32 protein-coding genes are annotated in these 25,996 nt (G+C 68.2%); 29 read left to right on the top strand and 3 right to left on the bottom strand.

Features of this window, described 5'->3' with window-relative positions; translation table 11 throughout:
- Positions 1-22: 22 nt before the first annotated feature.
- The 7 genes from AC1HIL_RS10775 (at position 23) to AC1HIL_RS10805 (ending at position 5,753) form a co-directional block, all read left to right on the top strand.
- Positions 23-1,501 carry a glutamate synthase subunit beta gene (locus AC1HIL_RS10775; protein WP_413764360.1) on the top strand — a complete coding sequence of 493 codons (1,479 nt, stop codon included), beginning with the start codon at positions 23-25 and terminating at the stop codon, positions 1,499-1,501.
- Positions 1,502-1,672: 171 nt separating this feature from the next.
- On the top strand, positions 1,673-2,500 hold the full coding sequence (locus AC1HIL_RS10780; RefSeq protein WP_261209818.1) for an ABC transporter ATP-binding protein: 828 nt from the start codon (positions 1,673-1,675) through the stop codon (positions 2,498-2,500).
- Positions 2,497-3,279: a lipid asymmetry maintenance ABC transporter permease subunit MlaE gene (mlaE, locus tag AC1HIL_RS10785; RefSeq protein WP_261209820.1), complete on the top strand. Its 783-nt coding sequence runs from the start codon at positions 2,497-2,499 to the stop codon at positions 3,277-3,279. Before AC1HIL_RS10780 ends, mlaE begins: the two co-directional genes overlap by 4 nt.
- 39 nt (positions 3,280-3,318) lie before the next feature.
- On the top strand, positions 3,319-3,807 hold the full coding sequence (mlaD, locus tag AC1HIL_RS10790) for an outer membrane lipid asymmetry maintenance protein MlaD (protein ID WP_057596777.1): 489 nt from the start codon (positions 3,319-3,321) through the stop codon (positions 3,805-3,807).
- A 26-nt stretch (positions 3,808-3,833) separates the two neighbouring features.
- A complete protein-coding gene (locus AC1HIL_RS10795) occupies positions 3,834-4,586 on the top strand; it encodes an MlaA family lipoprotein (protein ID WP_296783034.1) in 753 nt (250 codons plus the stop codon).
- A 194-nt stretch (positions 4,587-4,780) separates the two neighbouring features.
- Positions 4,781-5,443 (top strand): MlaC/ttg2D family ABC transporter substrate-binding protein, encoded by a 663-nt coding sequence (locus AC1HIL_RS10800; protein ID WP_261209824.1) that lies wholly within the window; start codon positions 4,781-4,783, stop codon positions 5,441-5,443.
- A gap of 34 nt (positions 5,444-5,477) precedes the next feature.
- On the top strand, positions 5,478-5,753 hold the full coding sequence (locus AC1HIL_RS10805; protein ID WP_261209826.1) for an STAS domain-containing protein: 276 nt from the start codon (positions 5,478-5,480) through the stop codon (positions 5,751-5,753).
- A gap of 15 nt (positions 5,754-5,768) precedes the next feature.
- Here AC1HIL_RS10805 and AC1HIL_RS10810 read toward each other — a convergent pair whose 3' ends face one another.
- Complete coding sequence (locus AC1HIL_RS10810) at positions 5,769-7,349, bottom strand: serine hydrolase domain-containing protein (protein WP_261209828.1); 1,581 nt, start codon at positions 7,347-7,349, stop codon at positions 5,769-5,771.
- A gap of 159 nt (positions 7,350-7,508) precedes the next feature.
- On the opposite strand from AC1HIL_RS10810, the gene AC1HIL_RS10815 reads away from it, so the two are divergent.
- From AC1HIL_RS10815 to AC1HIL_RS10875, 13 genes are all read left to right on the top strand, one after another.
- Positions 7,509-8,456: an ABC transporter ATP-binding protein gene (locus AC1HIL_RS10815; protein ID WP_057596772.1), complete on the top strand. Its 948-nt coding sequence runs from the start codon at positions 7,509-7,511 to the stop codon at positions 8,454-8,456.
- Positions 8,453-9,217: an ABC transporter permease gene (locus tag AC1HIL_RS10820; protein WP_261209832.1), complete on the top strand. Its 765-nt coding sequence runs from the start codon at positions 8,453-8,455 to the stop codon at positions 9,215-9,217. The genes AC1HIL_RS10815 and AC1HIL_RS10820 overlap by 4 nt, the downstream gene beginning before the upstream one ends.
- 19 nt (positions 9,218-9,236) lie before the next feature.
- Complete coding sequence (locus AC1HIL_RS10825) at positions 9,237-9,479, top strand: BolA family protein (protein ID WP_057596770.1); 243 nt, start codon at positions 9,237-9,239, stop codon at positions 9,477-9,479.
- Positions 9,480-9,525: 46 nt separating this feature from the next.
- Positions 9,526-10,809, top strand: a complete 1,284-nt coding sequence (gene murA / locus AC1HIL_RS10830) for a UDP-N-acetylglucosamine 1-carboxyvinyltransferase (RefSeq protein WP_296741234.1) — start codon at positions 9,526-9,528, stop codon at positions 10,807-10,809.
- Complete coding sequence (hisG, locus tag AC1HIL_RS10835) at positions 10,806-11,447, top strand: ATP phosphoribosyltransferase (protein ID WP_057596768.1); 642 nt, start codon at positions 10,806-10,808, stop codon at positions 11,445-11,447. Before murA ends, hisG begins: the two co-directional genes overlap by 4 nt.
- A gap of 23 nt (positions 11,448-11,470) precedes the next feature.
- Positions 11,471-12,841, top strand: coding sequence for a histidinol dehydrogenase (gene hisD, locus AC1HIL_RS10840; RefSeq protein ID WP_479671772.1), 1,371 nt, complete (start codon positions 11,471-11,473; stop codon positions 12,839-12,841).
- Positions 12,842-12,909: 68 nt separating this feature from the next.
- Positions 12,910-13,752 carry a hypothetical protein gene (locus AC1HIL_RS10845; protein WP_479671773.1) on the top strand — a complete coding sequence of 281 codons (843 nt, stop codon included), beginning with the start codon at positions 12,910-12,912 and terminating at the stop codon, positions 13,750-13,752.
- 8 nt (positions 13,753-13,760) lie between these two features.
- Positions 13,761-14,120, top strand: coding sequence for a hypothetical protein (locus AC1HIL_RS10850; RefSeq protein WP_479671774.1), 360 nt, complete (start codon positions 13,761-13,763; stop codon positions 14,118-14,120).
- A gap of 35 nt (positions 14,121-14,155) precedes the next feature.
- Positions 14,156-15,247: a histidinol-phosphate transaminase gene (gene hisC, locus AC1HIL_RS10855; protein WP_479671775.1), complete on the top strand. Its 1,092-nt coding sequence runs from the start codon at positions 14,156-14,158 to the stop codon at positions 15,245-15,247.
- Positions 15,244-15,879 (top strand): imidazoleglycerol-phosphate dehydratase HisB, encoded by a 636-nt coding sequence (gene hisB, locus AC1HIL_RS10860; protein WP_203204635.1) that lies wholly within the window; start codon positions 15,244-15,246, stop codon positions 15,877-15,879. The genes hisC and hisB overlap by 4 nt, the downstream gene beginning before the upstream one ends.
- A gap of 51 nt (positions 15,880-15,930) precedes the next feature.
- A complete protein-coding gene (hisH, locus tag AC1HIL_RS10865; protein WP_261209851.1) occupies positions 15,931-16,596 on the top strand; it encodes an imidazole glycerol phosphate synthase subunit HisH in 666 nt (221 codons plus the stop codon).
- A gap of 66 nt (positions 16,597-16,662) precedes the next feature.
- Positions 16,663-17,406, top strand: a complete 744-nt coding sequence (gene hisA, locus AC1HIL_RS10870) for a 1-(5-phosphoribosyl)-5-[(5-phosphoribosylamino)methylideneamino]imidazole-4-carboxamide isomerase (protein WP_261209853.1) — start codon at positions 16,663-16,665, stop codon at positions 17,404-17,406.
- Between the two features lie 16 nt (positions 17,407-17,422).
- Positions 17,423-18,607: an AAA family ATPase gene (locus AC1HIL_RS10875; RefSeq protein WP_261209856.1), complete on the top strand. Its 1,185-nt coding sequence runs from the start codon at positions 17,423-17,425 to the stop codon at positions 18,605-18,607.
- 12 nt (positions 18,608-18,619) lie between these two features.
- Here the strand turns inward: AC1HIL_RS10875 and AC1HIL_RS10880 are convergent, their stop codons facing one another.
- Both AC1HIL_RS10880 and AC1HIL_RS10885 read right to left on the bottom strand, forming a co-directional pair.
- The gene (locus tag AC1HIL_RS10880) at positions 18,620-19,516 is read right to left on the bottom strand and encodes an amino acid ABC transporter substrate-binding protein (protein WP_409976502.1); all 897 of its coding nucleotides are present in this window, start codon (positions 19,514-19,516) and stop codon (positions 18,620-18,622) included.
- 13 nt (positions 19,517-19,529) lie between these two features.
- Positions 19,530-20,837, bottom strand: coding sequence for a dicarboxylate/amino acid:cation symporter (locus AC1HIL_RS10885; RefSeq protein ID WP_057595260.1), 1,308 nt, complete (start codon positions 20,835-20,837; stop codon positions 19,530-19,532).
- A 181-nt stretch (positions 20,838-21,018) separates the two neighbouring features.
- On the opposite strand from AC1HIL_RS10885, the gene AC1HIL_RS10890 reads away from it, so the two are divergent.
- The 9 genes from AC1HIL_RS10890 to tatC all read left to right on the top strand — a co-directional run bounded on the left by AC1HIL_RS10890 (position 21,019) and on the right by tatC (position 25,936).
- Entirely contained in the window at positions 21,019-21,855 is an 837-nt protein-coding gene (locus AC1HIL_RS10890) for a D-hexose-6-phosphate mutarotase (RefSeq protein WP_479671776.1), read from the top strand.
- A 26-nt stretch (positions 21,856-21,881) separates the two neighbouring features.
- A complete protein-coding gene (hisF, locus tag AC1HIL_RS10895; RefSeq protein ID WP_479671777.1) occupies positions 21,882-22,664 on the top strand; it encodes an imidazole glycerol phosphate synthase subunit HisF in 783 nt (260 codons plus the stop codon).
- Positions 22,665-22,710: 46 nt separating this feature from the next.
- Positions 22,711-23,100 (top strand): phosphoribosyl-AMP cyclohydrolase, encoded by a 390-nt coding sequence (gene hisI / locus AC1HIL_RS10900; RefSeq protein WP_057595257.1) that lies wholly within the window; start codon positions 22,711-22,713, stop codon positions 23,098-23,100.
- Complete coding sequence (locus tag AC1HIL_RS10905; RefSeq protein ID WP_057595256.1) at positions 23,097-23,477, top strand: phosphoribosyl-ATP diphosphatase; 381 nt, start codon at positions 23,097-23,099, stop codon at positions 23,475-23,477. Before hisI ends, AC1HIL_RS10905 begins: the two co-directional genes overlap by 4 nt.
- Positions 23,478-23,524: 47 nt before the next feature.
- The gene (locus tag AC1HIL_RS10910; RefSeq protein WP_057595255.1) at positions 23,525-23,914 is read left to right on the top strand and encodes a DUF4870 family protein; all 390 of its coding nucleotides are present in this window, start codon (positions 23,525-23,527) and stop codon (positions 23,912-23,914) included.
- Positions 23,904-24,263 (top strand): histidine triad nucleotide-binding protein, encoded by a 360-nt coding sequence (locus AC1HIL_RS10915; RefSeq protein WP_057595254.1) that lies wholly within the window; start codon positions 23,904-23,906, stop codon positions 24,261-24,263. The genes AC1HIL_RS10910 and AC1HIL_RS10915 overlap by 11 nt, the downstream gene beginning before the upstream one ends.
- A gap of 62 nt (positions 24,264-24,325) precedes the next feature.
- Entirely contained in the window at positions 24,326-24,571 is a 246-nt protein-coding gene (tatA, locus tag AC1HIL_RS10920; protein ID WP_479671778.1) for a Sec-independent protein translocase subunit TatA, read from the top strand.
- Positions 24,572-24,583: 12 nt separating this feature from the next.
- Positions 24,584-25,045: a Sec-independent protein translocase protein TatB gene (gene tatB, locus AC1HIL_RS10925; protein WP_057595252.1), complete on the top strand. Its 462-nt coding sequence runs from the start codon at positions 24,584-24,586 to the stop codon at positions 25,043-25,045.
- An 81-nt stretch (positions 25,046-25,126) separates the two neighbouring features.
- Positions 25,127-25,936 (top strand): twin-arginine translocase subunit TatC, encoded by an 810-nt coding sequence (gene tatC / locus AC1HIL_RS10930; RefSeq protein WP_057595251.1) that lies wholly within the window; start codon positions 25,127-25,129, stop codon positions 25,934-25,936.
- The last annotated feature ends 60 nt before the right edge of the window (positions 25,937-25,996 follow it).

Raw genomic sequence — 25,996 nt, forward strand, 5'->3', positions numbered from 1 at the left:
GACACAACGAAGGAACAGCACGATGGGAAAGATCACCGGTTTTCTGGAGCATGAGCGCATCGAGGAGGGCTATCGCCCGGTCGAGGAGCGGCTCAAGCACTACAAGGAATTCGTCGTCGGCCTGGACGCCGACCAGGCGAAGGTGCAGGGCGCGCGTTGCATGGACTGCGGCACGCCGTTCTGCAACAGCGGCTGCCCGGTCAACAACATCATTCCGGACTTCAACGACCTGGTGTACCGCAACGATTGGCGCAACGCCTTCGCGGTGCTCGACTCGACCAACAACTTCCCGGAGTTCACCGGCCGCATCTGCCCCGCGCCCTGCGAGGCCGCCTGCGTGCTCAACGTGAACGACGACGCGGTCGGCATCAAGTCGCTCGAGCACGCCATCATCGACCGCGCCTGGGACGAAGGCTGGGTCGCGCCGCGCGTGGCCAAGCACAAGACCGGCAAGAAGGTCGCCGTGGTGGGCGCGGGCCCGGCCGGCATGGCCGCCGCCCAGCAGCTCGCGCGCGCGGGCCACGATGTGACGCTGTTCGAGAAGAACGACCGCATCGGCGGCCTGTTGCGCTACGGCATCCCCGACTTCAAGATGGAGAAGTCGCACATCGATCGCCGCGTCGAGCAGATGAAGGCCGAGGGCGTGGTGTTCCGCACCGGCGTGGTCGTCGGTGCCGCCAAGGATCCGCTGGGCAAGGGCTCGAAGGTCACCAACCTGGCGAAGGAAAGCGTCACGCCCGAGCAGCTGCAGAAGGACTTCGACGCCGTGCTGCTGACCGGCGGCGCCGAGCAGTCGCGCGACCTGCCCGTGCCCGGCCGCGACCTCGACGGCATTCATTTCGCGATGGAGTTCCTGCCGCAGCAGAACCGCGTCAACGCGGGCGACAAGGTCAAGGGCCAGCTGCGCGCCGATGGCAAGCACGTGATCGTGATCGGCGGTGGCGACACCGGCTCCGACTGCGTGGGCACCAGCAACCGCCATGGCGCCGTGAGCGTCACGCAGTTCGAGCTGATGCCGCAGCCGCCCGAGGAAGAGAACCGTCCGCTGACCTGGCCCTACTGGCCGATCAAGCTGCGCACCAGCTCCAGCCACGACGAGGGCTGCGAGCGCGAGTTCGCGATCTCCACGAAGGAGTTCATCGGCGAGAAGGGAAAGATCACCGGCCTGAAGACCGTTCGCGTCGAATGGAAGGACGGCAAGATGCAGGAAGTGGCCGGCAGCGAGCAGGTGCTCAAGGCCGACCTCGTGCTGCTCGCGATGGGCTTCGTGAGCCCCGTGGCGACCGTGCTCGATGCCTTCGGCGTCGAGAAGGATGCGCGCGGGAATGCGAAGGCCAGCGTCGACTTCATCGGTGGCTATGCCACCAACGTGCCGAAGGTCTTTGCCGCCGGCGACATGCGCCGTGGCCAGTCGCTGGTGGTCTGGGCGATCCGCGAGGGTCGCCAGGCCGCGCGCTCGGTCGACGAGTTCCTGATGGGCTTCAGCGACCTGCCGCGCTGATTCCGGGCACCGCGCCCGCCGTCTCCAGGGCGGCGGGCTTCTCCTCCAAACGGAGCAGGCTGCCACGGCTGAAATTTGTTTCAATTCGGCGGGGCTTCTCGCGGCTCCTTTATCATCCGCGGAAACCGCATGCCGGGATGCCTCCTCAGGGCGCCCGGCTTTTTTATTGAGATGGACCCAGCCGCACAGCCACAGCCCTTCGTAGAGTTTCGCGACGTTCGCTTCGGTTATGGCGCGCGCGCGATCCTCGATGGCGTCTCGTTCTCGCTGCCGCGCGGCAAGGTCACGGCGCTCATGGGCGCCTCGGGCGGCGGCAAGACCACCGTGCTGCGCCTGATCGGCGGCCAGCAGCGCGCCCAGCGCGGCGAGGTGCTGTTCGACGGCCAGGACGTCGGCCGCATGGACCCCACCGCGCTCTATGCAGCGCGGCGCCGCATGGGCATGCTGTTCCAGTTCGGCGCGTTGTTCACCGACATGAGCGTGCTCGACAACGTGGCTTTTCCGCTGCGCGAACACACCGAACTGCCCGAGGCGCTGGTGCGCGACATCGTGCTGATGAAGCTCGACGCCGTCGGCCTGCGCGGCGCGCGCGACCTGCTGCCCAGCGAAGTCTCGGGCGGCATGGCGCGGCGCGTGGCGCTGGCGCGCGCGATCGCGCTCGACCCCGACTTCGTGATGTACGACGAACCCTTCGCCGGCCTCGACCCGATCTCGCTCGGCACCGCGGCGCGGCTGATCCGCCAGCTCAACGACACGCTGGGACTCACCAGCATCATCGTGTCGCACGACGTGGAAGAGACCTTCCGCATCGCCGACCAGGTGATCGTGCTCGCCAACGGCGGCATCGCCGCGCAGGGCACGCCCGACGAGGTGCGCAACAGCAGCGATCCGCTGGTGCACCAGTTCGTGCATGCGCTGCCCGACGGGCCGGTGCGCTTCCACTATCCGGGCGTCAGCATCGAGGACGATTTCGGTCCCGCGCATGGAGGCCATCCATGAGCTGGTGGAACCCGCGCGACGTCGGCTTCGCCGTGCGCAGCAAGCTGGCCGATCTCGGCCATGGTGCCAAGCTGTTCATGCGGCTGGCCTTCCAGGGCTCGCGCAGCCTGCGCCGCTTCGCGCTGGTGCGCGACCAGATCCATTTCCTCGGCAACTACTCGCTCGCGATCATCGCGGTGTCGGGTCTTTTCGTGGGCTTCGTGCTCGGGCTGCAGATGTACTACGCGCTGCAGCGCTACGGCTCCTCCGAGGCGCTCGGCCTGCTGGTCACGCTGAGCCTGGTGCGCGAGCTCGGGCCGGTGGTGGCGGCGCTGCTGTTCGCGGGCCGCGCCGGCACCTCGCTCACGGCCGAGATCGGCCTCATGAAGGCCGGCGAGCAGCTCAGCGCCATGGAGATGATGGCGGTCGACCCGGTGCAGCGCATCCTCGCGCCGCGCTTCTGGGCCGGCGTGATCACCATGCCGCTGCTGGCGGCCGTGTTCAGCGCGGTCGGCATCCTCGGCGGCTACGTGGTGGGCGTGCTGATGCTCGGCGTCGATCCCGGCGCGTTCTGGGGCCAGATGCAGGCGGGCGTCGATGTCTGGCGCGATGTCGGCAACGGCGTCATCAAGAGCATCGTGTTCGGCTTCACCGTGACTTTCATTGCGCTGCTGCAGGGCTACGAGGCGCAACCCACGCCCGAGGGCGTGTCGCGCGCCACCACCCGCACCGTGGTGGCGGCCTCGCTGTCGGTGCTGGGGCTCGATTTCCTGCTCACCGCCATGATGTTCAGTATCTGAAGGGGCTCGCCCCGATCGTTCTAGATAGAGAGTGCAACCATGCAACGTTCCAACAACGACATCTGGGTCGGCCTGTTCGTGCTGCTCGGGGCGGCCGGGCTGCTGTTCCTCGCGCTGCAGTCGGCCAATCTGCTGAGCCTGAACTTCCAGAAGACCTATACCGTCACCGCGCGCTTCGACAACATCGGCGGCCTCAAGCCGCAGACGGCCGTCAAGAGCGCCGGCGTGGTGATCGGCCGCGTGCAATCGATCTCGTTCAACGACAAGACATTTCAGGCCGACGTGACGCTGGCTTTGCAAAACCGTTACAGTTTTCCCAAGGACAGTTCGCTGAAGATCCTCACCAGTGGCTTGCTCGGCGAGCAGTACATCGGGATCGAGGCGGGTGTCGAGGAGAAGAACCTGCAGGCCGGCGACACGATCACCGCCACCCAATCGGCGGTGGTGCTCGAGAACCTGATCAGCCAGTTCCTCTACAGCAAGGCCGCCGAGGGGAGTTCCACGCCGGCCAACACCAACAAGAAATGAAAAACCGTCACCCCATGTCGAATGCTATGAAGAACATAGCGACCTATGCCCGCTGGATGGGCATTTCTGCTCTTCTGTCGGTGCTCGCCGCGTGCGCCACCGGCCCGCAGGCCAATCCGCTCGATCCGTTCGAGCCCTTCAACCGAGGCGTGACCCGCTTCAACGACACCGTCGACGAGAACGTGCTCGTGCCGGTGGCCACCACCTATACCCGCGTGCTGCCTTCGCTGGTGCGCACCGGTGTCACCAACTTCTTCAACAACGTGGGCGACGTCTGGAACCTCGCCAACAACGTCGCGCAGGGCAAGGTGCAGAACAGCGCCCAGACCTTCATGCGTTTGAACGTCAACACGATCTTCGGTCTCGGCGGCCTGCTCGACATCGCCACCGAGGCGGGCATCGACCGCCACGACGAGGATTTCGGCCAGACGCTCGGCTACTGGGGCGTGGGTTCGGGTCCGTACCTCGTGCTGCCGCTGCTCGGCCCTTCGACCGTGCGCGATGCCGCGGCGCTGCCGGTGGACCGCTGGGGCGATCCGATCTCGCACATGAACGACGTGGCGTGGCGCAATTCGCTCAACGTGCTGAACCTGGTCGACACCCGTGCCAAGTACCTGCGCGCCGGCCGCCTGCTCGACGATGCGGCGCTCGACAAGTACACCTTCACGCGCGACGCCTATCTGCAGCACCGCCGCAGCGACATCTACGACGGCAACCCGCCCGACGAGCGCGAGGACATCGACCCCAAGGACGGCGCCAAGGGCGGCGACGGCAAGTAGGCCTTTGCCGCTGCCCGGAGCGCGGCTTTTCGAGGTCAGGAGGCCACGGCCTTCGCTTGCATCCGGTTGCAGGCTTCATCCGACGTTCAGGAACCCGGTAGGCCGGTAGCCTGTCGAAACCGTTCCAGACTTGGCGCGGCTGCTCTCTTTTTCGAAGGGCCGCGCGGCAGATTCAACCAGAGGGACTCACGATCATGACAAAAACCCAGACCTTGATTCAACGACGCAGCCTCGGCCGCCTGGTGCTGGCCGGCGCGCTGCTGATCGGCGCCGGCGTCGCCTTCGTGCGCCCCGCGCAGGCCGCGGACGAAGCGCCCGACGCGCTGGTCAAGCGGCTGTCGACCGACGTGCTCGAGACCATCAAGGCCGACACCTCGATCAAGGCCGGCGACGTCAACAAGATCATGCTGCTGGTCGACAGCAAGATCATGCCGAACGTCAACTTCCAGCGCATGACCGCCTCGGCTGTCGGCCCGGCCTGGCGCCAGGCCACGCCCGAGCAGCAGAAGCGCCTGCAGGAAGAGTTCAAGACCCTGCTGGTGCGCACCTATGCCGGCGCGCTCGACCAGGTGAGCGACCAGACCGTCACGGTGCGCCCGTACCGCGGTTCGCCCGACGACAAGGAAGTGCTGGTGCGCACCGAGGTCCGCGGCCGCGGCGACCCGGTCCAGCTCGACTACCGCCTCGAGAAGACGCCCGGCCAGGGCGGCGGCTGGAAGGTCTACAACCTCAACGTGCTCGGCGTGTGGCTGGTCGATACCTACCGCACCCAGTTCTCGCAGGAGATCAACGCCCGCGGCATCGACGGCCTGATCACCGCGCTGGCGGCCCGCAACAAGGGCGGCGGCAAGGGCTGAGCCCGGCCGGGTCCATCGAGAAGGAGCCGAGGCCATGCTGGTCCTGCCGACGAAGCTCACGCACGACGAGGCGCCCGCCTGCATGCGCATGCTGCAGAAGGGCCTCGCCGGTCAGGGCGACGCCTCCGCCACCGTGGTCGACGCCAGCGCGCTGGTGCAGTTCGACTCGTCGGCGCTGGCGGTGCTGCTCGAATGCCGCCGCGAGGCCAGCGCGCTCGGGCGCGGCTTCGCGGTGAAGGGCCTGTCGCCGCGGCTGCGCGAGCTGGCGGCGCTCTACGGCATCGCCGGACTGCTGCCGGCCGCGCCCTGAGGGCGCTCCTCATCCTCAGGAGGCGGGAATCGCCTCCATCAGCAGCTTCAACGCATCGTTCAGCGGCCGGCCATAGGCCGGCGCGCCCTTCGAGTGCCCGATGCGCACCACCACCAGGTCGTGCGAGGGCACGATCAGCACCACCTGTCCGTCCGCGCCCAGCATGTAGTAGGCCGAGGTCGGCACCGGGAACGCTGTGGTGTTGTTCATCGTCCCGTTGAGCCAGAAGAAGCCGCCGTAGATCGGTCGCTTGTCGGCCGCCCAGCCTGGCGCCACGGTGCGCACGAAATTCACGAAACCCTCGGGCAGGATGCGCTCGCCGTTCCAGACGCCGTCCTGCAGGTACAGGTTGGCCAGCCGCGCCCAGTCGCGGCCCGACATGAAGTCGTAGCCCTGTGCCAGGAAGTTGCCGTAGGGATCGGTCTCCAGCACCATCGAGCGGATGCCGATCCGGTCGAACAGCTCGCGCTGCGGGAACGAGAGGTACTCCTCGCCGCGCTTCTCGACCGCGAGGCGCACCAGGTAGCTGGCCAGCACGGGATCGGTGTTGCGGTAGCGGCCCACGAGGTTGGGCTGCCATTGCTGCGGCCGCGTGGCGGCGTAGTTGAAGGCGTTGATGCGCCCCGTGTAGAAGTAGATGTGGTCGGGGTAGGTGCCGTTCGGGTCGAAGTCCGGATCGTCGGGCGCCTTGATGCGCAGCCCGCTCGACATGTGCAGCAGGTCCGAGATGCGGATCTTCTGGCGGCCGTCGCCTTCGCCCTGCCACTCGGGGATCGGTGCCGGCTGGTCGAGGGTGTAGACGCCCTGCCGGATCAGCACGCCCATCATGGTGGCCACCACGCTCTTGCCCATGGACCACGACTCCAGCGGCGTCGTCGGGCCGATGCCCGGCATGTAGCGCTCGGCGAGGATCCGCCCCTTGTGCGTGACCACGAAGGCCGAGGTGTAGGCCTCGGGCACGCCGAAGGCGGCGCTCACGGCCTGGTTCACCTTGGTCATGTTCACGTTGGCCGGGAACGGGGTGCTCGGCAGCACGTCGCCCATCGGCCAGGGCTGGGTGGACGGGTCGGGCAGCGCGCTCTTGACCTCCAGCGGGGTGAAGAAGACGTCGTCGCGCCCTGGCGGCAGCGTCACGCAGCCTTGCGAGCCGAACTGGCGCGCGGTCAGCGTGGGCCCGCCCGGGATGGCGATGCGCACTTCGCGCTTCGCGCGGTCGACCACCGGCTTGCCGACCTTCTTGCGCTCCGAATAGGGCCCGACGAAGTAGCCGACGGTCTCGGCGGCGACGTCCGGGTCGAGCCCGGTGATGAAGACCGCCGAGCACATCGCCTTGGCATAGCCCGAGGTGTTGTGCTCGAGCACGTTGCCGGGCGGCGGCACGTAGGGGGTGGCGAGTTCCAGCGACCGGGCGCGCGCGATCAGGGCTTCGCGCGAGGGCAGTTCGGCCGTGGTGTTGGTCGGCGGGTTGCCCCCGACGATGGGCAGGCCGCCGCCCCCACCACCGCCGCCTCCACCGCCGCAGGCGGACAGCAGGCTTGCAAGAACCAGGACTCCGGCGGCCAGCCAGGGCCGGGGAGGACGGTGCAACGATCGCATCACGAGGGCTCCTTGCGACGGCCGGCGGTGGCGGTGCCCCGCCCGGCGTCGGGCGCGATTCTGACCCCAACCGGCCTCGCGGTCCTTAAGGGTCCGCCGGGCTTGCATTCCCGCACGAACTGCGCTGGAGGACCCGCGCCCTTAAAATCCCGGCCTCCCATGCCCGCGATCTCATTCCAATCGGTCTCCAAGACCTATCCTCCCTCACGACAGCAGCGGGCCCAGGGCAAGACCGGGCTGCGGGCGGTCGACGAGGTCAGCTTCGACATCGAGCCCGGCGAGTTCTTCGGCCTGCTCGGTCCCAACGGGGCCGGCAAGACCACGCTGATCAGCATGCTCGCTGGCCTGTCGCGGCCCACCGCCGGGTCGATCCGCGTGCATGGCTTCGACGTGCAGCGCGACTACGCCCAGGCCCGCCGCCAGCTCGGCATCGTGCCGCAGGAGCTGGTGTTCGACCCCTTCTTCAACGTGCGCGAGTCGCTGCGCATCCAGTCGGGCTACTTCGGCATCACCAACAACGAGGCCTGGATCGACGAGCTGCTGCAGAGCCTGGGCCTGGCCGACAAGGCCACCGCCAACATGCGCCAGCTCTCGGGCGGCATGAAGCGCCGCGTGCTGGTGGCGCAGGCGCTGGTGCACAAGCCGCCGGTGATCGTGCTCGACGAGCCCACCGCGGGCGTCGACGTCGAGCTGCGCCAGACGCTGTGGCAGTTCGTCGCGCGGCTCAACAAGCAGGGCAGCACGGTGTTGCTGACCACCCATTACCTCGAGGAAGCCGAGGCGCTGTGCAGCCGCATCGCGATGCTCAAGCTCGGGCGCGTGATCGCGCTGGACCGCACCAGCGAGCTGCTGAAGTCGGCCGCGAGCAACGTGCTGCGCTTCAAGACCGATGCGATGCTGCCCTGGGAAATCGCCCAGCATGCGCGCATCACGGGCCGCATCGTGCAGCTGCCGGCGCAGAACGCGCACGAGGTCGAACAACTGCTGGCCGCCATCCGGCAGGCCGGCGTGGCGGTGGAAGACGTGGAAATGCGCAAGGCCGACCTGGAAGACGTGTTCATCGACCTGATGGCGGGCGAGCAGACGCCGCTGGAGGTCGCGCGATGATGGCTGTCACGGGTTGGCGCGCGCTGCTCTACAAGGAGACGCTGCGCTTCTGGAAGGTCGGCTTCCAGACCGTCGGCGCGCCGGTGCTCACCGCGCTGCTCTATCTGATGGTGTTCGGCCATGTGCTCGAGGACCACGTGAAGGTCTACGGCACCGTCGGCTACACCGCCTTCCTGATCCCGGGCCTGGTGATGATGAGCGTGCTGCAGAACGCGTTCGCCAACAGCTCGTCCTCGATCATCCAGAGCAAGATCATGGGCAACCTCGTGTTCGTGCTGCTCACGCCGCTGTCGCACTGGGGCTGGTTCCTGGCCTACGTGGGCTCCTCGGTGATCCGCGGGCTGGCGGTGGGGCTCGGCGTGTTCCTGGTCACGATCTTCTTCGCCATGCCGGATTTCGCGGCGCCGGTCTGGATCCTGGTGTTCGCGCTGCTCGGCTCGGCCATGCTCGGCACGCTGGGCCTGATCGCCGGGCTCTGGGCCGAGAAGTTCGACCAGATGGCCGTGTTCCAGAATTTCCTGATCATGCCCATGACCTTCCTGTCGGGCGTGTTCTATTCGATCGGCTCGCTGCCGCCGTTCTGGCAGTCGGTGAGCCACCTGAACCCCTTCTTCTACATGATCGACGGCTTCCGCTACGGCTTCTTCGGCGTCAGCGACGCCTCGCCGTGGCTGAGCTTCGGGATCGTCGGCAGCGCCTGGCTCGTGGTCAGCGCGATCGCGGTCCACCTGCTGAAGATCGGCTACAAAATCCGAGGCTGAACGGCCCACCCCACACTCCATGACCGCAGACCAACTCAAGGCCATCATCCAGTCCCACCTGCCGTGCGAGCACATCGCGCTCGAGGGGGACGGCCGACATTGGTACGCCACCATCGTCTCGGCCGAATTCGAGGGCAAGCGCTCGATCCAGCGCCATCAGCGGGTCTACGCCACCCTCGGTGCGAAAATGCACACCGACGAGGTGCATGCGCTCTCGATGAAGACCTACACGCCGTCCGAATGGGCGGCGGCTGAAAAATAACTCTCCGGGCCTGCGGGCCCTTTGCGAGCCACTCGCTGGACCTTCGATGGACAAACTCCTGATTCGCGGCGGGCGCCAGCTCCGCGGCGAAGTACTCATTTCCGGCGCCAAGAACGCCGCGCTGCCCGAGCTGTGCGCGGCCCTGCTGACCGACCAGCCCGTGGTGCTGCACAACGTGCCGCGCCTGCAGGACGTGTCGACCATGCTCAAGCTGGTGCGCAACATGGGCGTGTCGGCCGAGCGCGACGACAACGGCACGGTGCGCCTGAACGCCGGCGACCTGACCCGCCCCGAGGCCCCGTACGAACTCGTGAAGACGATGCGCGCCTCGGTGCTGGCGCTGGGCCCGCTGCTGGCGCGCTTCGGCCACGCCAAGGTGTCGCTGCCGGGCGGCTGCGCCATCGGCTCGCGGCCGGTCGACCAGCACATCAAGGGCCTGCAGGCCATGGGCGCCGAGATCGTGGTCGAGCACGGCTACATGGTCGCGCGCCTGCCCGCGGGCCGCACGCGCCTGAAGGGCGCGCGCATCCTGACCGACATGGTCACGGTCACCGGCACCGAGAACTTCCTGATGGCCGCCGCGCTGGCCGAGGGCGAGACGCTGCTCGAGAACGCCGCGCAGGAGCCCGAGATCGTCGATCTGGCCGAGATGCTGATCCGCATGGGCGCGAAGATCGAGGGCCACGGCACCAGCCACATCCGCATCCAGGGCGTGGAGAAGCTGCACGGTTGCGAGCACGCCGTGGTGGCCGATCGCATCGAGGCCGGCACCTTCCTGTGCGCCGTGGCGGTCGCGGGCGGCGAGGCCCTGCTGCGCCATGCGCGCGGCGACCACCTCGACGCGGTGATCGACAAGCTGCGCGACGCCGGCTGCGAAGTGGGCTGCGAGCAGGACGGCATCCGCATCGCCTCGAAGGGGGCCGAACAGCTCGAGGCCCAGAGCTTCAGCACCACCGAATACCCGGGCTTCCCGACCGACATGCAGGCGCAGTTTATGGCGCTCAACGTGATCGCGCACGGCGCCTCGATGGTCACCGAGACCATCTTCGAGAACCGCTTCATGCATGTGAACGAGATGGTGCGCCTGGGCGCGCGCATCCACGTCGAGGGCAAGGTGGCGATGGTCGAGGGCGTGCAGCAGCTCTCGGGCGCCACCGTGATGGCGACCGACCTGCGCGCCTCGGCCAGCCTGGTCATCGCCGGCCTGGTGGCCGAGGGCGAGACCCTGGTCGACCGCATCTACCACCTGGACCGCGGCTACGACCGCATGGAAGCCAAGCTGCGCGGCCTGGGTGCCGACATCGAACGCGTGACCGGAGCCATCGCATGATCACCCTGGCGCTTTCCAAAGGCCGCATCTTCGAAGAGACCATGCCGCTGCTGGCCGCCGCCGGCATCGAGGTCACGGAAGACCCCGAGAAGTCGCGCAAGCTGATTCTCGGCACCACCCGCCCCGACGTGCGCGTGGTGCTGGTGCGTGCCTCCGACGTGCCGACCTACGTGCAGTACGGCGGCGCCGACCTCGGCGTGACCGGCCTGGACGTGCTGCTCGAGCACGGCAACCAGGGCCTGTACCAGCCGCTCGACCTGCGCATCGCCGCCTGCCGCCTCAGCGTGGCCGTGCGCGCCGACTACGACTACGCCTCGGCCGTGCGCCAGGGTTCGCGCCTCAAGGTCGCGACCAAGTACGTGGGCCTGGCGCGCGACTTCTTCGCCAGCAAGGGCGTGCACGTCGACCTGATCAAGCTCTACGGCAGCATGGAGCTCGCGCCGCTGACCGGCCTGGCCGACGCCATCGTCGACCTGGTCTCGACCGGCAACACGCTCAAGGCCAACCAGCTGGTCGAGGTCGAGCGCATCATGGACATCAGCGCGCGACTGGTCGTCAACCAGGCCGCGCTCAAGCTCAAGCGCGAACCCATCCGCCGCATCATCGACGCCTTCGCGTCGGCCATTCCCTCCGCCTGATCCCTCGAACCGCACTTCGCCAAATGACCCTGCAAGCAGCCCCCGCCCGACTGTCCACGACTTCAGCCAGCTTCGATGCTGAATTCAAGGCGCGGCTGCATTGGTCCGCGGATGCCGATGCCGCGATCGAGAAGACGGTGGCCGACATCCTGGCCGACGTGCAGGCGCGCGGCGACGCGGCCGTGCTCGAGTACACGCGCCGCTTCGATGGCCTGGGTGCCACCGCCGTGAGCGAACTCGAACTGACGCAAGCCGACTTCAAGCAGGCCTTCGACTCGCTGCCCGCCGTGCAGCGCGAGGCACTGCAGGCCGCGGCCGACCGCGTGCGCAGCTACCACGAGGCGCAGAAGAAGGCCTCGGGCGAGAGCTGGAGCTACCGCGACGCCGACGGCACGCTGCTGGGCCAGAAGGTCACGCCGCTCGATCGCGTCGGCATCTACGTGCCCGGCGGCAAGGCGGCCTATCCGTCGAGCCTGCTGATGAACGCGATTCCGGCCCACGTGGCCGGCGTGGGCGAGATCATCATGGTCGTGCCGACTCCAGTGAAGGGCAGCGTCGCCACCGGCGGCGCCGGCGGCGAATCGTCCGGCAAGGGCGAGCGCAACGTGCTGGTGCTGGCGGCCGCCTACGTGGCCGGCGTCACGCGCGCCTTCACCATCGGCGGCGCGCAGGCCGTGGCCGCGCTGGCCTACGGCACCGCGACCATTCCCGCGGTCGACAAGATCACCGGTCCCGGCAATGCCTACGTGGCCGCCGCCAAGCGCCGCGTGTTCGGCACCGTGGGCATCGACATGATCGCGGGCCCGAGCGAGATCCTGGTGCTGGCCGACGGCAGCACGCCGCCCAACTGGGTGGCGATGGACCTGTTCAGCCAGGCCGAGCACGACGAGCTCGCGCAGAGCATCCTGCTGTGCCCCGACGCCGCCTACATCGACCGCGTGCAGGCCGAGATCGACCGCCTGCTGCCGGCCATGCCGCGCGCGGCGATCATCGCCGCCTCGCTCAACGGCCGCGGCGCGCTGATCCACACGAAGAGCATGGAAGAGGCCTGCGAGATCAGCAACCGCATCGCGCCCGAACACCTCGAGGTCAGCAGCAGCGAGCCGCAGCGCTGGGAGCCGCTCTTGCGCCACGCCGGCGCGATCTTCCTCGGCGCCTTCACCAGCGAGAGCCTCGGCGACTACTGCGCCGGCCCGAACCACGTGCTGCCCACCAGCGGCACCGCGCGTTTCTCGAGCCCGCTGGGCGTGTACGACTTCCAGAAGCGCTCGAGCCTGATCGAGGTCAGCGAGGCCGGGGCCCAGGTGCTCGGGCCGATCGCCGTCACGCTGGCCGAGGGCGAGGGCCTGCAGGGCCACGCCGAGGCCGCGCGCATGCGGCTGCGCAAGCTTTGAGGGGCGCGCCCGCGCGTCCGGTCCGGATTCCGTTTCCGTCCACAACCCGCTCGGGAGGAGCAAGCCTGATGATGAATCAACGTCTGCGTCGTTCGCGCCTGTTCAAGTTCGCCCTCGGCCTGCTGGCCGGTGCCGCGCTGCTCGTGGCCTGCACCCCGATGCCGCGCACCCAGACCCAGAGCCAGGCCGAGGCGGTGCCGAGCACGGCCGCCGCCGCCGCACCGGCGCCGCGCCTCGGCACCCAGTGGGGCGAGGGCCGTGAATCGAACACGCGCAGCGTGCAGGTCCAGCGCTACACGCCCGACCAGCCCGACGAGGTCGCCTCCATCGGCTACAACGACGCCGCCAGCGTGCGCCGCGGCGTCGGCGCCAACCCCGAGCGCCGGCTCAACCTGCAGCTGGCGCAGGGCGACGTCGAATGGTCGGTGATCGACGAATCGGGCCGCGCGATCCCGCTGCAGCGCGCGCGCCGCGGCAGCGGTGGCGACGAGAACTTCCGCCTCGCGGGCGCCGAGGGCGCGCGCTACACGCTGCGCTTTCGCAACCTCAGCGACCGCAGCTACGAGGTGATCGCCACGGTCGACGGCCTCGACGTGCTCAACGGCAAGCCCGGCAGCCTGCGCAACGGCGGCTACGTGCTGCGGCCGCTGCAGGTGATCGACATCGAGGGCTTCCGCAAGAGCCAGTCCGAGGTCGCGGCCTTCCGCTTCGCCACGCCGGGCCGCGCCTATGCCGCCAACACCGAGGCCGGCGACGCGCGCAACATCGGCATCCTCGGCGCCGCGCTGTTCGAGATCGCGCAGCCCGACGCCCCGCGCCGTCCGCGCCGTGGCCCCGATGCCGCGCAGCCCAATGCCTTCCCGGCCGACGGCGCGACCGGCTACGCGCCGCCGCCGCGCTACGCGAAGTGAGGTCCGCCATGCAGCGCATGCGTCTCCTGCTGCTGCCGCTCGCGCTGGCCGCGGCCAGCCTGGGCGCGCAGGCCATGAGCATCCGCGAGTTCCACACCCTCGAGGTGAAGGAGAAGAAGCAGGGCAAGGCCTACGCCAGCTACTACCTCGTGGGCGTGCTCGAGGGCCTGCGCGAGGCTGGCGATGCCGCGCGCCGCGCGGGCCAGAAGCCGCTGTTCTGCGTCGACGGCCGCCGGCTCGAGCCCTCGATGGCACGCTCGCTGTTCGAGGCCGAGCTCAAGCGCAATGCCGAGCTCTACGAGGCCGACATGCCGGTGCAGCTGGTGATGTCGACCGCGCTGCAGAACAGCTTCCGCTGCGCTTCCTGATTTTTTCCATCGACCGTTTTTTCTCCGAGCTCCCGATGTCCGACACCACCGCCCCCGTTCCCGCGCTCCAGCGCATCCGCGCCGACGTGCGCGCCATGCATGCCTATGCCGTGCAGGACGCGCGCGGCCTGGTCAAGCTCGATGCGATGGAGAACCCCTTCGGCCTGCCGCCCGCGCTGCAGGCCGAGCTCGGCGCGCGGCTCGGCGCGCTGGCGCTCAACCGCTACCCGGGCGAGCGCGGCGCCGACCTGCAGCGCGCGCTGGCCGCGCAGGCGCGCCTGCCCGAGGGCTTCTCGCTGGTGCTGGGCAACGGCTCGGACGAGTTGATCTCGCTGCTCGCGATCGCCTGCGACCTGCCGGGTGCCAGCGTGCTGGCACCGCTGCCGGGCTTCGTCATGTACGCCATGAGCGCCCAGCTCCAGGGCCTGCGCTTCGTGGGCGTGCCGCTCACGGCCGACTTCGAGCTCGACGAGGCCGCCATGCTCGCCGCGATCGCGCGCGAGAAGCCGGCCATCGTCTACCTGGCGTACCCGAACAACCCGACCGCCAACCTCTGGGACGACGCGGTGCTCGAGAAGATCGTCGAGGCCCAGGGCGCGCAGGGCGGCCTGGTGGTGATCGACGAGGCCTACCAGCCCTTCGCCGCGCGCAGCTACATCGACCGCCTCGCGAAGCACCGCCACGTGCTGCTGATGCGCACCCTCAGCAAGTTCGGCCTGGCCGGCATCCGGCTGGGCTACCTGATGGGCCCGGCCGCGCTGATCGCCGAGATCGACAAGGTGCGCCCGCCCTACAACGTCAGCGTGCTGAACTGCGAGTGCGCGCTGTTCGCGCTCGAGCATGCCGAGGTGTTCGAGGCCCAGGCGAAGCAGATCCGCGAGGAGCGCGAGCGGCTGATGATGGGGCTCGGCCGGCTGCCGGGCGTCAAGGTCTGGCCCAGCGACGCCAACATGATCCTGCTGCGCGTGCCCGATGCTTCCCGCACCTTCGACGGCATGAAGGCGCGCGGGGTGCTGGTGAAGAACGTTTCTAAAATGCACGAACTGCTCGCGAACTGCCTGCGCCTGACCGTCGGAACGGCCGACGAGAATGCCAGGATGCTCGCGGCGCTCGAAGCCTCACTATGACCACCCCCCAAGCCGCTCCCGCGGCCACCCCCGACGCCCTCGCCGCGCGCACCGCCACGGTCGCGCGCAATACCGCCGAGACGAAGATCACCGTCAGCGTCAACCTCGACGGCACCGGCCGCGCCAAGCTGGCCACCGGCATCGGCTTCTTCGACCACATGCTCGACCAGATCGCCCGCCACGGGCTGATCGACCTCGAGATCGACTGCCAGGGCGACCTGCACATCGACGGCCATCACACGGTGGAAGACGTGGGCATCACGCTGGGCCAGGCCGTGGCCAAGGCCGTGGGCGACAAGAAGGGCATCCGCCGCTACGGCCATGCCTACGTGCCGCTCGACGAGGCGCTCAGCCGCGTGGTCATCGACTTCTCGGGCCGGCCCGGCCTCGAGATGCACGTGCCCTTCACCAGCGGGATGATCGGCGCCTTCGACAGCCAGCTCACCTACGAGTTCTTCCAGGGCTTCGTGAACCACGCCTTCGTCACGCTGCACATCGACAACCTCAAGGGCGTCAACGCGCACCACCAGTGCGAGACCGTGTTCAAGGCCTTCGCCCGCGCCCTGCGCGCCGCGCTCGAGCTCGATCCGCGTTCGGCCGGCGTCATTCCCTCGACCAAGGGCTCGCTCTGATCCTGCAAGCGGAACAGCGTGCCATCGCACGCTCCGCCTGTCATTGAAGCTATGAAAACTGTAGCAAACAACGCCAACACCGTCGCCGTGGTGGACTACGGCATGGGCAATCTGCACTCCGTCGCGCAGGCGGTGCGCCATGCCGCCGACCAGGTCGGCGTCGAGGTGTTCGTGACTTCCGATCCCGAGGTGGTGCGCAAGGCCACGCGCGTGGTGCTGCCGGGGCAGGGCGCCATGCCCGACTGCATGCGCGAGCTGCGCGATTCGGGCCTGCTCGAATCGGTGCTCGAGGCCGCGGCGACGAAGCCGCTGTTCGGCGTCTGCGTGGGCATGCAGATGCTGCTGTCGCGCAGCGACGAGGGACCGACCGACGGGCTCGGCCTGATTCCGGGCGAGGTGGTCCGCTTCGAGCTCGAAGGTCGGTTGCAGCCCGACGGCAGCCGCTTCAAGGTGCCGCAGATGGGCTGGAACCAGGTGCGCCAGGCGCAGCCGCACGCGGTGTGGGCCGGGGTGCCCGACGGCAGCCACTTCTATTTCGTGCACAGCTTCTATGCGCGGCCGGTCGATGCGCGCCACAGCGTGGGCGAAGCCGAATACGGGGCATGCTTTACCGCCGCCATCGCACGCGATAACATTTTTGCCACCCAGTTCCACCCGGAGAAGAGTGCGGACCACGGGTTGCAGCTCTACCGAAACTTCCTCCACTGGAATCCCTGATCACCTCGTTCCCCTGACCGGGCGCCGCCGGCCGGCGCCCTTTCGTTGCACTCTCGCGTCACTTTCATGCTCCTCATCCCAGCGATCGACCTCAAAGACGGCCATTGCGTACGCCTGAAACAAGGCGACATGGAACAGTCCACCATCTTCAGCGAAGACCCCGCGGCCATGGCGCGCAAGTGGGTCGAGGCGGGCGCCCGGCGCCTGCACCTGGTCGACTTGAACGGGGCTTTCGCGGGCAAGCCGCAGAACCACGCGGCGATCAAGGCGATCCTGAAGGAGGTCGGCGACGACATCCCGGTGCAGCTCGGCGGCGGCATCCGCGACCTCGACACCATCGAGCGCTACATCGACGACGGCCTGCGCTACGTGATCATCGGCACCGCCGCCGTGAAGAACCCGGGCTTCCTCAAGGACGCCTGCAGCGCCTTCGGCGGCCACATCATCGTGGGCCTCGACGCCAAGGACGGCAAGGTCGCCACCGACGGCTGGAGCAAGCTCACGGGCCACGAGGTGGCCGACCTGGGCAAGAAGTTCGAGGACTACGGCGTCGAGTCGATCATCTACACCGACATCGGCCGCGACGGCATGCTGTCGGGCATCAACATCGACGCCACGGTCAAGCTCGCGCGCGCGCTGAGCATCCCCGTCATCGCCTCGGGCGGCCTGTCGAACATGGCCGACATCGACCAGCTCTGCGCGGTCGAGTCCGAAGGCGTCGAGGGCGTGATCTGCGGCCGCGCCATCTATTCGGGCGACCTCGACTTTGGACAGGCGCAGGCGCGCGCCGACGAACTGGCCGGCGCCTGAGGGGGCTTCGCGGCGCGTGCTGTCCGCGCTCGCCATCGCCAACTACCGCTCGCTGCGCCAGCTCACGGTGCCGCTCGCGCGGCTCACCGTGGTCACCGGGCCCAATGGCAGCGGCAAATCGAGCGTCTACCGCGCCATGCGCCTCTTGGCCGAGATCGCCAACGGCGGCGCGATCCGTTCGCTGGTGCGCGAGGGCGGGCTGTCCTCCACGCTGTGGGCCGGGCCCGAGCGCTTCTCGGCCGCCATGCTGCGCGGCGAGATGCCGGTGCAGGGCACCACGCGCAGCGAACCGGTCGCGCTGAAGCTGGGCTTCGCGGGCGCCAGCGCCGAAGACTTCGGCTACGCGATCGACATCGGCCTGCCGCCGCCGATTCCCTCGACCGCCTTCTCGCGCGACCCCGAGATCAAGCACGAGGCCATCTGGGCCGGTCCGCTGCTGCGGCCGTCCACGCAGCTGGTCGACCGCAAGGGCGCCTCGCTGCGGCTGCGCGACGGCCGAGGCTGGCAGCCGGTGGGCCGGCCGATCCCGTCCTTCGCGAGCATGATGACCGAGCATGCCGACCCGCGCGATGCGCCCGAGATGCTCACCTTGCGCGAGCAGATGCGCTCCTGGCGCTTCTACGACCACTTCCGCTCGGACGCCGAGGCGCCGGCGCGCCAGCCGCAGCTCGGCACCCGCACGCCGGTGCTGGCCAACGATGGTGCCGACCTCGCCGCCGCGCTGCAGACCATCCGCGAGATCGGCGACGGCGAGGCGCTCGATCGCGCCGTGGACGACGCCTTTCCGGGCGCGCGCATCGAGATCGACGCCGCGGGCGACCGCTTCCAGACTCTGATGCACCAGCACGGCCTGCTGCGCGCGCTGACCGCCGCCGAGCTGTCCGACGGCACCTTGCGCTACCTGCTGTGGATCGCGGCGCTGCTCACGCCGCGCCCGCCCGCGTTGCTGGTGCTCAACGAACCCGAGACCAGCCTGCATCCCGACCTGCTGCCCGCGCTCGGCCGGCTGATCGCGCATGCGGCGCGCGAGTCGCAGGTGATCGTGGTGTCGCATGCCTCGCGGCTGATCGCCGCGCTCGAGGAGGCGGCCGCGGGTGGCGTCGAGCTGCAGTCGGTGGTGCTCGAGAAGCGCCTGGGCGAGACCCGCATCGCGAACCTCGACATGAGCGAGATTCCGCGCTGGGAGTGGCCGGCGCGCTGAAAGCGGCCCCGGCTACTCGGCCTTCACCGACATCGTCTTGATGATCGTCTCGAGCTGCGCGCTCATCGGCAGGTCGAGGCTGGCGCCCGTGGGCAGCTTGCGCAGGAACCAGCGCTTGTACTGGCGCTCGATCTCGCCGTCCTCGGCCAGCACCTGGAAGCTGTCGTTGATCACCTTCGCGAGCTGCGGATCGCCCTTGCGGTACATGATCCCGTAGGGGTCGTAGGAGAGGAAGTCGCCGACCACGCGGTAGTCGGCCTGGGCGTTCTCCTGCGCGATCAGGCCGTAGAGCAGCACGTCGTCGGTCGCGAATGCATCGGCCTGGCCGCTCTTCACGAGCGCGAAGGACTCGGCATGGTCGCGTGCCACCTGCAGCTGGATGCCGAGCTTGAACTTCTCGGAGAGATCGCGCAGCGTCTTCTCGTTGGTGGTGCCGGCCGTCACAGCCACCTTGCGGCCCGCGAGGTCGCGGAACGAGGCGATCGGCGTGCCCCTCTTCACCAGCACCTTGGTGCCCGAGACGAAGATCGTCGGCGAGAAGCTCACGCGCTTCTGGCGTTCGAGGTTGCTGGTGGTCGAGCCGCATTCGAGGTCGACCTTGCCGCTCGTGACCGCGTCGAAGCGCGAGTCGGAGGTGACCGGTTCCCACCGGATCGCGAGCGTGCGGTCGACCGCGTTGCCGATCGCCGTGACCAGCTCGCGGCACAGTTCGATCGAATAGCCGACCGGTTCCTTGCGCGTGTTGAGGAAGGAGAAGGGCACCGAGGATTCGCGGTAGCCGATGGTGATGGCGCCGCTGGCGCGCGCCTTGGCGAGCGTGCCGGTGAGAAGCTCCTGGGCTTGCACCGCGCCGGCCGCGAGCAGCAGGGCCGCGCAGGCCAGGGCGGTCCTGCCAGGCATCGTTGTCATGCCGTGCATCGCCTCAGCCATGCGCCGGATGCGCGAGCGTCGCGGCCGCTTCCTCGTCGAGCCGGGCCGCGTTGAGCTCGGCCTCGCTCTCCGGCAGCAGCTCGCCTTCCCACTTGGCGACCACCGCGGTGGCGATCGAATTGCCCACCGCGTTGGTGGCCGAGCGGCCCATGTCGAGGAAGGTGTCCACGCCCAGGATCAGCAGCAGGCCGGCCTCGGGAATGTCGAAGTGGTTGAGCGTGGCGGCGATCACCACCAGCGAGGCGCGCGGCACGCCGGCCATGCCCTTGGAGGTGAGCATCAGGATCAGCAGCATCGTGATCTGCGTGCTGATCGGCATGTGGATGTTGTAGGCCTGCGCGATGAACAGCACGGCGAAGGTGCAGTACATCATCGAGCCGTCGAGGTTGAACGAGTAGCCCATCGGCATCACGAAGCTCGAGATCTTGCGCTTGACGCCGAAGCGGTCGAGCGCCTGCAGGATCTTCGGGTACGCGGCTTCCGAACTGGCGGTGGCGAACGAGAGCAGGAAGGCTTCCTTGATCAGCACCAAGAGCTTGAACACGCGCGGCCCGAGGAAGGTGAAGCCCGCGAGGATCAGCACGCCCCACAGCACGAACAGGCCGAGGTAGAAGTCGCGCATGAACACCGCGAACTTGATCAGGATGCCCAGCCCGTTGACCGCCACCGTGGCGGCCATGGCGGCCAGCACCGCGAGCGGCGCGAGCTTCATCACGTAGCCCGTGATCTTCAGCATCGCGTGCGAGAGCTCCTCGGTGGCGGCGACCAGCGTCTTCGCCTTGTCGCCGAGCGAGGCCAGCGCCACGCCGAAGAACATCGAGAACACCACGATCTGCAGGATCTCGTTGTTGGCCATGGCCTCGACGAAGGACTTCGGCACCGTGTGGCTCACGAAGTCCTTGAAGGTGAACTTGGAGGTCGCGAGGTTCGCCGAGGCGCCGATGTCGGGCAGCGGCAGGCCCAGGTTGGCGCCAGGCTCGAGCAGGTTGGCCATCACCAGGCCGATCACCAGCGAGATCAGCGAGGCGGTAAGGAACCAGCCGATGGCCTTGCCGAACACCCGGCCCACCGACTTGGCGTCGCCCATGTGCGCGATGCCGACCACGAGCGTGGAGAACACCAGCGGCCCGATCAGCATCTTGATCAGGCGCAGGAACACGTCCGAGACGATCGAGACGTAGCCCGCGATCTCCTTGGCGGTTCCCTTGTCCGGGAAGCTCGCGAAGATCATGTAGCCGAGGATGATGCCGAGCACCATGGCAATCAGGATCCACGCCGCCATCGGCAACTTCTTCTTCATTCGATTCCCCTTGTCCTTGGTTGTGTGAGCGTTTTTTTGGGCAGGCACAGGGTATCCAAGAAGGCCCCGGGCTTGCAATCGGGGCCTGACCATGCAGTCTTTAGGCCCCATGGCCGCGCCGCGCGAGGCGCCGATGTTGCGCGAAGCCGGAGCGATCGGAGCGCTGCCTACAATTCCTCACATGCACACCAGCTCGATCGAGTTCCGCGGCCAGCCCGCGCTGCGCGCCACCGGTGCCGACGGCAGCACCCTCACCGTGGCCCTGCACGGGGCCCATCTGCTCTCCTGGACCACGGCCGACGGCAGGGAAAGGCTCTACCTGAGCCCGCGCGCCGTGTTCGACGGCAAGACCGCGATCCGCGGCGGCGTGCCCATCTGCTGCCCGCAGTTCAACCAGCGCGGCATGCTCCCCAAACATGGCTTCATGCGCAATGTGCCTTGGGAGAACCAGGGCGTGGATGCCGAATCGGGCGCGCTGACCCTGCGGCTGCGCGACGACGATGCCACCCGGGCCCTGTGGCCGCATGCCTTCGAGGCGCGGGTCGCGTTCACGCTCGAAGCCGGGCAACTGCGCACCGCGCTGAGCCTGCGCAATCTCGGCGGCGGGCCCTTCGCATTCACGGCGGCACTGCACACCTACCTGGCGGTGGACGACATCGCCGAGGCCCGGCTCGAAGGCCTGCAGGGCGCCAACCGCTGGGATGCGGTGCGCGACGACCGCCATGTGGAAACCGCGCCGGCCCTGCGCTTCGAATCCGAGTTCGACAGCGTCTATGCCGCGCCGGCCCAGCCGCTGCGGCTGGTGCAGCCCGGCGGCACGCTCGAGATCGCCCAGGGCGCCACCTGCACCGAAACCGTGGTCTGGAACCCGGGTGCCGCGCTCGGTGCGAAACTCGCCGACATGCCCGAGGACGGCTTTCGCCACATGCTCTGCGTCGAGGCCGCGCGCATCGACGAGCCGGTGCAACTGGCGCCCGGCGCCGAATGGCAGGGCTGGCAGCAACTGCGCGTCCTCTGATTCCTTCTTTTCCCCGTTACCCCACCATGCTCGCGAAACGCATCATTCCCTGCCTCGACGTCACCGGCGGCCGTGTCGTCAAGGGCGTCAACTTCCTCGAACTGCGCGACGCGGGCGACCCGGTCGAGATCGCCGCGCGCTACAACGCGCAGGGCGCCGACGAGCTGACCTTCCTCGACATCACCGCCACCAGCGACGGCCGCGACCTGATCCTGCCGATCATCGAGTCGGTCGCCTCGCAGGTCTTCATTCCGCTGACCGTGGGCGGCGGCGTGCGCACCGTCGAGGACGTGCGCCGGCTGCTCAATGCCGGTGCCGACAAGACCAGCTTCAATTCGGCCGCCATCGCCAATCCGCAGGTGATCAGCGACGCCTCGGCCAAGTACGGCGCCCAGTGCATCGTGGTCGCCATCGACGCCAAGCGCCGCACGCCCGAGGAAGCGGCCAGCCGCGGCCCGGGCTGGGACGTCTACAGCCATGGCGGGCGCAAGAACACCGGCCTCGACGCCGTCGAATGGGCCACCGAGATGGCGCGCCGCGGCGCCGGCGAGATCCTGCTGACCAGCATGGACCGCGACGGCACCAAGAGCGGTTTCGACCTGGCACTGACCCGCGCGGTCAGCGACGCCGTCAGCGTGCCGGTGATCGCCTCGGGCGGCGTGGGCAACCTCGACGACCTGGCCGACGGCATCCAGAAGGGCGGGGCCGACGCCGTGCTGGCCGCGAGCATCTTCCACTACGGGCAGCACACGGTGGGCGAGGCCAAGGCGCGGATGGCCGAGCGCGGCATCCCCGTGCGGATCGAATGACCCTTCGGCGCCGGGTTTCGCCGGCCGATCGCCGACAATCCTGCCCATGATCTGGCTCGATGAAGTGAAATGGGACGCCAACGGCCTCGTGCCGGTGATCGCCCAGGAACAAGGCACCAACGACGTGCTGATGTTCGCGTGGATGAACCGGGAGGCGCTCGAGAAGACCGCCGAACTCGGCCGCGCGGTGTATTTCAGCCGCTCGCGCGGCAAGCTCTGGTTCAAGGGCGAGGAATCGGGCCACGTGCAGACCGTGCACGAGATCCGCCTCGACTGCGACAACGACGTGGTGCTGCTCAAGGTCACCCAGCTGGGCCACGAGCCCGGCATCGCCTGCCACACCGGCCGCCACAGCTGCTTCTTCAACAAGTACGAGAACGGCCAGTGGACCGTGACCGAGCCGGTCTTGAAAGACCCGGAATCGATCTACAAATGAGCGGCACCGTGAACACCAACGACGCCCTCGCACGCCTGGCCGCGGTCATCGAAAGCCGCCTGCCCGCCAATGGCGGCGATCCCGAGAAGAGCTACGTCGCGCGGCTGCTGCACAAGGGCCCCGACGCCTTCCTCAAGAAGATCGGCGAGGAAGCCACGGAAGTGGTGATGGCGGCCAAGGACGCCGACCACGGCGGCGACCGCACGAAGGTGGTCTACGAAGTGGCCGACCTCTGGTTCCACACCATGGTGGCGCTCGCGCACTACGGCCTGTCGCCCGCCGAGGTGGTGGCCGAGCTCGAGCGGCGCGAAGGCACCAGCGGCATCGAGGAAAAGGCGCTGCGCAAGGTGCAGGCCCGCGAAGCCGCCAGCGAGTGACCGCCTGAGCGCCGAGGGATGACTCTGACGACCGAAAGGACATCGCCATGCCCAACGACATCGTGAACGTTCAGCCCGACGACTCGCTCAAGACCTGGGGCTGGGTCAGCTACATCCTGCACCTGATCGTCGCCATCGGCGCCGTGGTGCCCGGTGCCCAGGCCTCGGTGCTGCTGCTGCTGGTGGCGCTGGTGATCGACTTCGTGAAGCGCGACGACGCGGCCGGCACCTGGCAGGCCTCGCACTTCAGCTGGCGCATCCGCTCGGTGCTCTGGGCCGGGCTGCTGTACATCGTCACCTCGTGGCTCTGGCTGCTGCTCTTCGTCCCGGGCTGGATCGCCTGGAGCCTGATTTCGCTGTGGTTCCTCTACCGGATCGTGAAAGGCATGATCCGGATGAACGACGGCCGTCCCATGGAACCCAACGATGTCATCTGATCCGAACTGCATCTTCTGCAAAATCGTCGAGGGCAAGATCCCGTCGCGCAAGGTCTACGAGGACGAGGACGTTTTCGCCTTCCACGACATCGCGCCCTGGGCGCCGGTGCATTTCATGCTGGTGCCCAAGAAGCACATCGCCTCGATGGCCCAGTTGACGCCCGACGACGCGGCGCTGATGGGCAAGATCATGACCCTGGCGCCCAGGCTGGCGCTGGAGCAAGGGTGCAACCCCTACCCGGAAGGCGGCTACCGGGTGGTGGTCAATACGGGGACCGAAGGGGGGCAGGAGGTGCATCATCTCCATGTCCATGTCATGGGCGGTCCGCGCCCCTGGCTTCGCGGCTGAGCCGTTAAGTAAATTTGTCACATTCGCCGCGACTAAAATCGGCACATTCTTAGGAGTCTTCCATGGGTTCTTTTTCCATCTGGCACTGGCTGATCGTGCTGCTCGTCGTCGTCATGATCTTCGGTACCAAGAAGCTTCGGAACATGGGTTCCGACCTCGGCGGTGCCGTCAAGGGCTTCAAGGACGGCATGAAGGACGGCGCTTCTTCCGACGCACCGACCGCCACCGACCCGGCCGCCCAGGTCACGAGCCAGTCGGCCGCCACCGACAAGCCGACGATCGACGTCGAAGCACGCCACAAGTCCTGATCCGGGCGACACGTGCTGGACCTCGGCATTGAGAAGATGGCGCTGATCGGCGTCGTCGCGCTGATCGTCATCGGACCCGAAAAGCTGCCGCGCGTGGCGCGCACCGTCGGCACGCTGCTCGGCAAGGCGCAACGCTACGTCAACGACGTCAAGGCAGAGGTCAACCGCTCGATGGAGCTCGACGAGCTCCGCAAGATGAAGAGCACCGTCGAGGACGCGGCGCGCGACGTGGAGCAGAACATCCACTCGGGCGTGAGCGACCTCGAGAAGCAGTTCTCCACCCCCGCGGGCGAAACCCTCTCGGCGCTGGCCGAACCGGAACCGGTGATGCCGGTCTACAAGCATCCGCGCAAGAACTGGCGCCTCAAGCAGGGCGCCACGCCGCAGTGGTACAAGTCCCGCAACGGCGTGCGCACCAAGGCACTGTCGGGCGCGGCGCGCGTCGCGCGCTACCGGCCGCACAAGGTCAGCTAGCAGCGGCGCGGCGCGTTTTCCCCTCCACCCAGCGTTCCCACGCGCGCCGCCCGTCGGCAGCCCACGCTTTCCATCTCCTCAATGGCTGATTCCGACTCAAAGAACAAAGAAGACGAGCTCGCCGGCACCGAGCAGCCTTTCGTCGCGCACCTGATGGAGCTGCGCGACCGGCTGCTCTATTGCGTCTACGGCATGGCGATCGCCGGCATCCTGCTGGCGATCTGGCCCGGCCCGGGGGGGCTGATCGACATCATCGCGATGCCGATCCGTGCCCACATGCCGCCCGACGCCAAGCTGATCGCCGTGGGCGTGTTCTCGCCCTTCTTCGTGCCGCTCAAGGTACTGATGATGGCCGCCGTGCTGCTCGCGCTGCCGTGGCTCATGTACCAGGCCTGGATGTTCGTGGCGCCCGGCCTCTACACCCACGAGAAGCGCTTCGCGCTGCCGCTGATCATCTTCGGCAGCCTGCTGGCCTATGCGGGCATCGCCTTCGTGCAGCTGTTCGTGCTCGACAAGATGTTCGGCTTCATCCAGAAGTTCACGCCGGCCGCGGTCGCGGCCACGCCCGACATCTCCTCGTACGTCGAGGCCATCCTGTCGCTGTACCTCGCCTTCGGCGTCGCCTTCCAGGTGCCGATCGTCGTGATGCTGCTGGTGCGTTTCGAGATGGTGACCATCGAGAAGCTGCGCTCCTTCCGCGGCTACTTCATCGTCGTGGCCTTCATCGTGGCCGCCGTGCTGACGCCGCCGGACGTGGTGTCGCAGCTCGCGCTGGCGATCCCGATGTGCGTGCTGTACGAGGTGGGGATCATCGGGGCCAAGTACTTCTCGCGCGTCTCGAAGGCGCCGGAGGACGAGGAAGCGGATTCCTCGTCGACCACGCCGCCCTGAGCGGCTGGGATCTTCCGGATCCGGCAAAGAAAAAGCGGCCTGTCGGCCGCTTTTTTCATG

The sequence above is a fragment of the Variovorax sp. ISS6 genome (genome assembly GCF_056523145.1).

Bases quoted from the DNA above. Each gene is read 5' to 3' on its own strand.
- AC1HIL_RS10775 (WP_413764360.1), top strand. From the start codon at position 23: ATGGGAAAGATCACCGGTTTTCTGGAGCATGAGCGCATCGAGGAGGGC.
- AC1HIL_RS10780 (WP_261209818.1), top strand. From the start codon at position 1,673: ATGGACCCAGCCGCACAGCCACAGCCCTTCGTAGAGTTTCGCGACGTT.
- mlaE (WP_261209820.1), top strand. From the start codon at position 2,497: ATGAGCTGGTGGAACCCGCGCGACGTCGGCTTCGCCGTGCGCAGCAAG.
- mlaD (WP_057596777.1), top strand. From the start codon at position 3,319: ATGCAACGTTCCAACAACGACATCTGGGTCGGCCTGTTCGTGCTGCTC.
- AC1HIL_RS10795 (WP_296783034.1), top strand. From the start codon at position 3,834: ATGAAGAACATAGCGACCTATGCCCGCTGGATGGGCATTTCTGCTCTT.
- AC1HIL_RS10800 (WP_261209824.1), top strand. From the start codon at position 4,781: ATGACAAAAACCCAGACCTTGATTCAACGACGCAGCCTCGGCCGCCTG.
- AC1HIL_RS10805 (WP_261209826.1), top strand. From the start codon at position 5,478: ATGCTGGTCCTGCCGACGAAGCTCACGCACGACGAGGCGCCCGCCTGC.
- AC1HIL_RS10810 (WP_261209828.1), bottom strand. From the start codon at position 7,349: ATGCGATCGTTGCACCGTCCTCCCCGGCCCTGGCTGGCCGCCGGAGTC.
- AC1HIL_RS10815 (WP_057596772.1), top strand. From the start codon at position 7,509: ATGCCCGCGATCTCATTCCAATCGGTCTCCAAGACCTATCCTCCCTCA.
- AC1HIL_RS10820 (WP_261209832.1), top strand. From the start codon at position 8,453: ATGATGGCTGTCACGGGTTGGCGCGCGCTGCTCTACAAGGAGACGCTG.
- AC1HIL_RS10825 (WP_057596770.1), top strand. From the start codon at position 9,237: ATGACCGCAGACCAACTCAAGGCCATCATCCAGTCCCACCTGCCGTGC.
- murA (WP_296741234.1), top strand. From the start codon at position 9,526: ATGGACAAACTCCTGATTCGCGGCGGGCGCCAGCTCCGCGGCGAAGTA.
- hisG (WP_057596768.1), top strand. From the start codon at position 10,806: ATGATCACCCTGGCGCTTTCCAAAGGCCGCATCTTCGAAGAGACCATG.
- hisD (WP_479671772.1), top strand. From the start codon at position 11,471: ATGACCCTGCAAGCAGCCCCCGCCCGACTGTCCACGACTTCAGCCAGC.
- AC1HIL_RS10845 (WP_479671773.1), top strand. From the start codon at position 12,910: ATGATGAATCAACGTCTGCGTCGTTCGCGCCTGTTCAAGTTCGCCCTC.
- AC1HIL_RS10850 (WP_479671774.1), top strand. From the start codon at position 13,761: ATGCAGCGCATGCGTCTCCTGCTGCTGCCGCTCGCGCTGGCCGCGGCC.
- hisC (WP_479671775.1), top strand. From the start codon at position 14,156: ATGTCCGACACCACCGCCCCCGTTCCCGCGCTCCAGCGCATCCGCGCC.
- hisB (WP_203204635.1), top strand. From the start codon at position 15,244: ATGACCACCCCCCAAGCCGCTCCCGCGGCCACCCCCGACGCCCTCGCC.
- hisH (WP_261209851.1), top strand. From the start codon at position 15,931: ATGAAAACTGTAGCAAACAACGCCAACACCGTCGCCGTGGTGGACTAC.
- hisA (WP_261209853.1), top strand. From the start codon at position 16,663: ATGCTCCTCATCCCAGCGATCGACCTCAAAGACGGCCATTGCGTACGC.
- AC1HIL_RS10880 (WP_409976502.1), bottom strand. From the start codon at position 19,516: ATGACAACGATGCCTGGCAGGACCGCCCTGGCCTGCGCGGCCCTGCTG.
- AC1HIL_RS10885 (WP_057595260.1), bottom strand. From the start codon at position 20,837: ATGAAGAAGAAGTTGCCGATGGCGGCGTGGATCCTGATTGCCATGGTG.
- AC1HIL_RS10890 (WP_479671776.1), top strand. From the start codon at position 21,019: ATGCACACCAGCTCGATCGAGTTCCGCGGCCAGCCCGCGCTGCGCGCC.
- hisF (WP_479671777.1), top strand. From the start codon at position 21,882: ATGCTCGCGAAACGCATCATTCCCTGCCTCGACGTCACCGGCGGCCGT.
- hisI (WP_057595257.1), top strand. From the start codon at position 22,711: ATGATCTGGCTCGATGAAGTGAAATGGGACGCCAACGGCCTCGTGCCG.
- AC1HIL_RS10905 (WP_057595256.1), top strand. From the start codon at position 23,097: ATGAGCGGCACCGTGAACACCAACGACGCCCTCGCACGCCTGGCCGCG.
- AC1HIL_RS10910 (WP_057595255.1), top strand. From the start codon at position 23,525: ATGCCCAACGACATCGTGAACGTTCAGCCCGACGACTCGCTCAAGACC.
- AC1HIL_RS10915 (WP_057595254.1), top strand. From the start codon at position 23,904: ATGTCATCTGATCCGAACTGCATCTTCTGCAAAATCGTCGAGGGCAAG.
- tatA (WP_479671778.1), top strand. From the start codon at position 24,326: ATGGGTTCTTTTTCCATCTGGCACTGGCTGATCGTGCTGCTCGTCGTC.
- tatC (WP_057595251.1), top strand. From the start codon at position 25,127: ATGGCTGATTCCGACTCAAAGAACAAAGAAGACGAGCTCGCCGGCACC.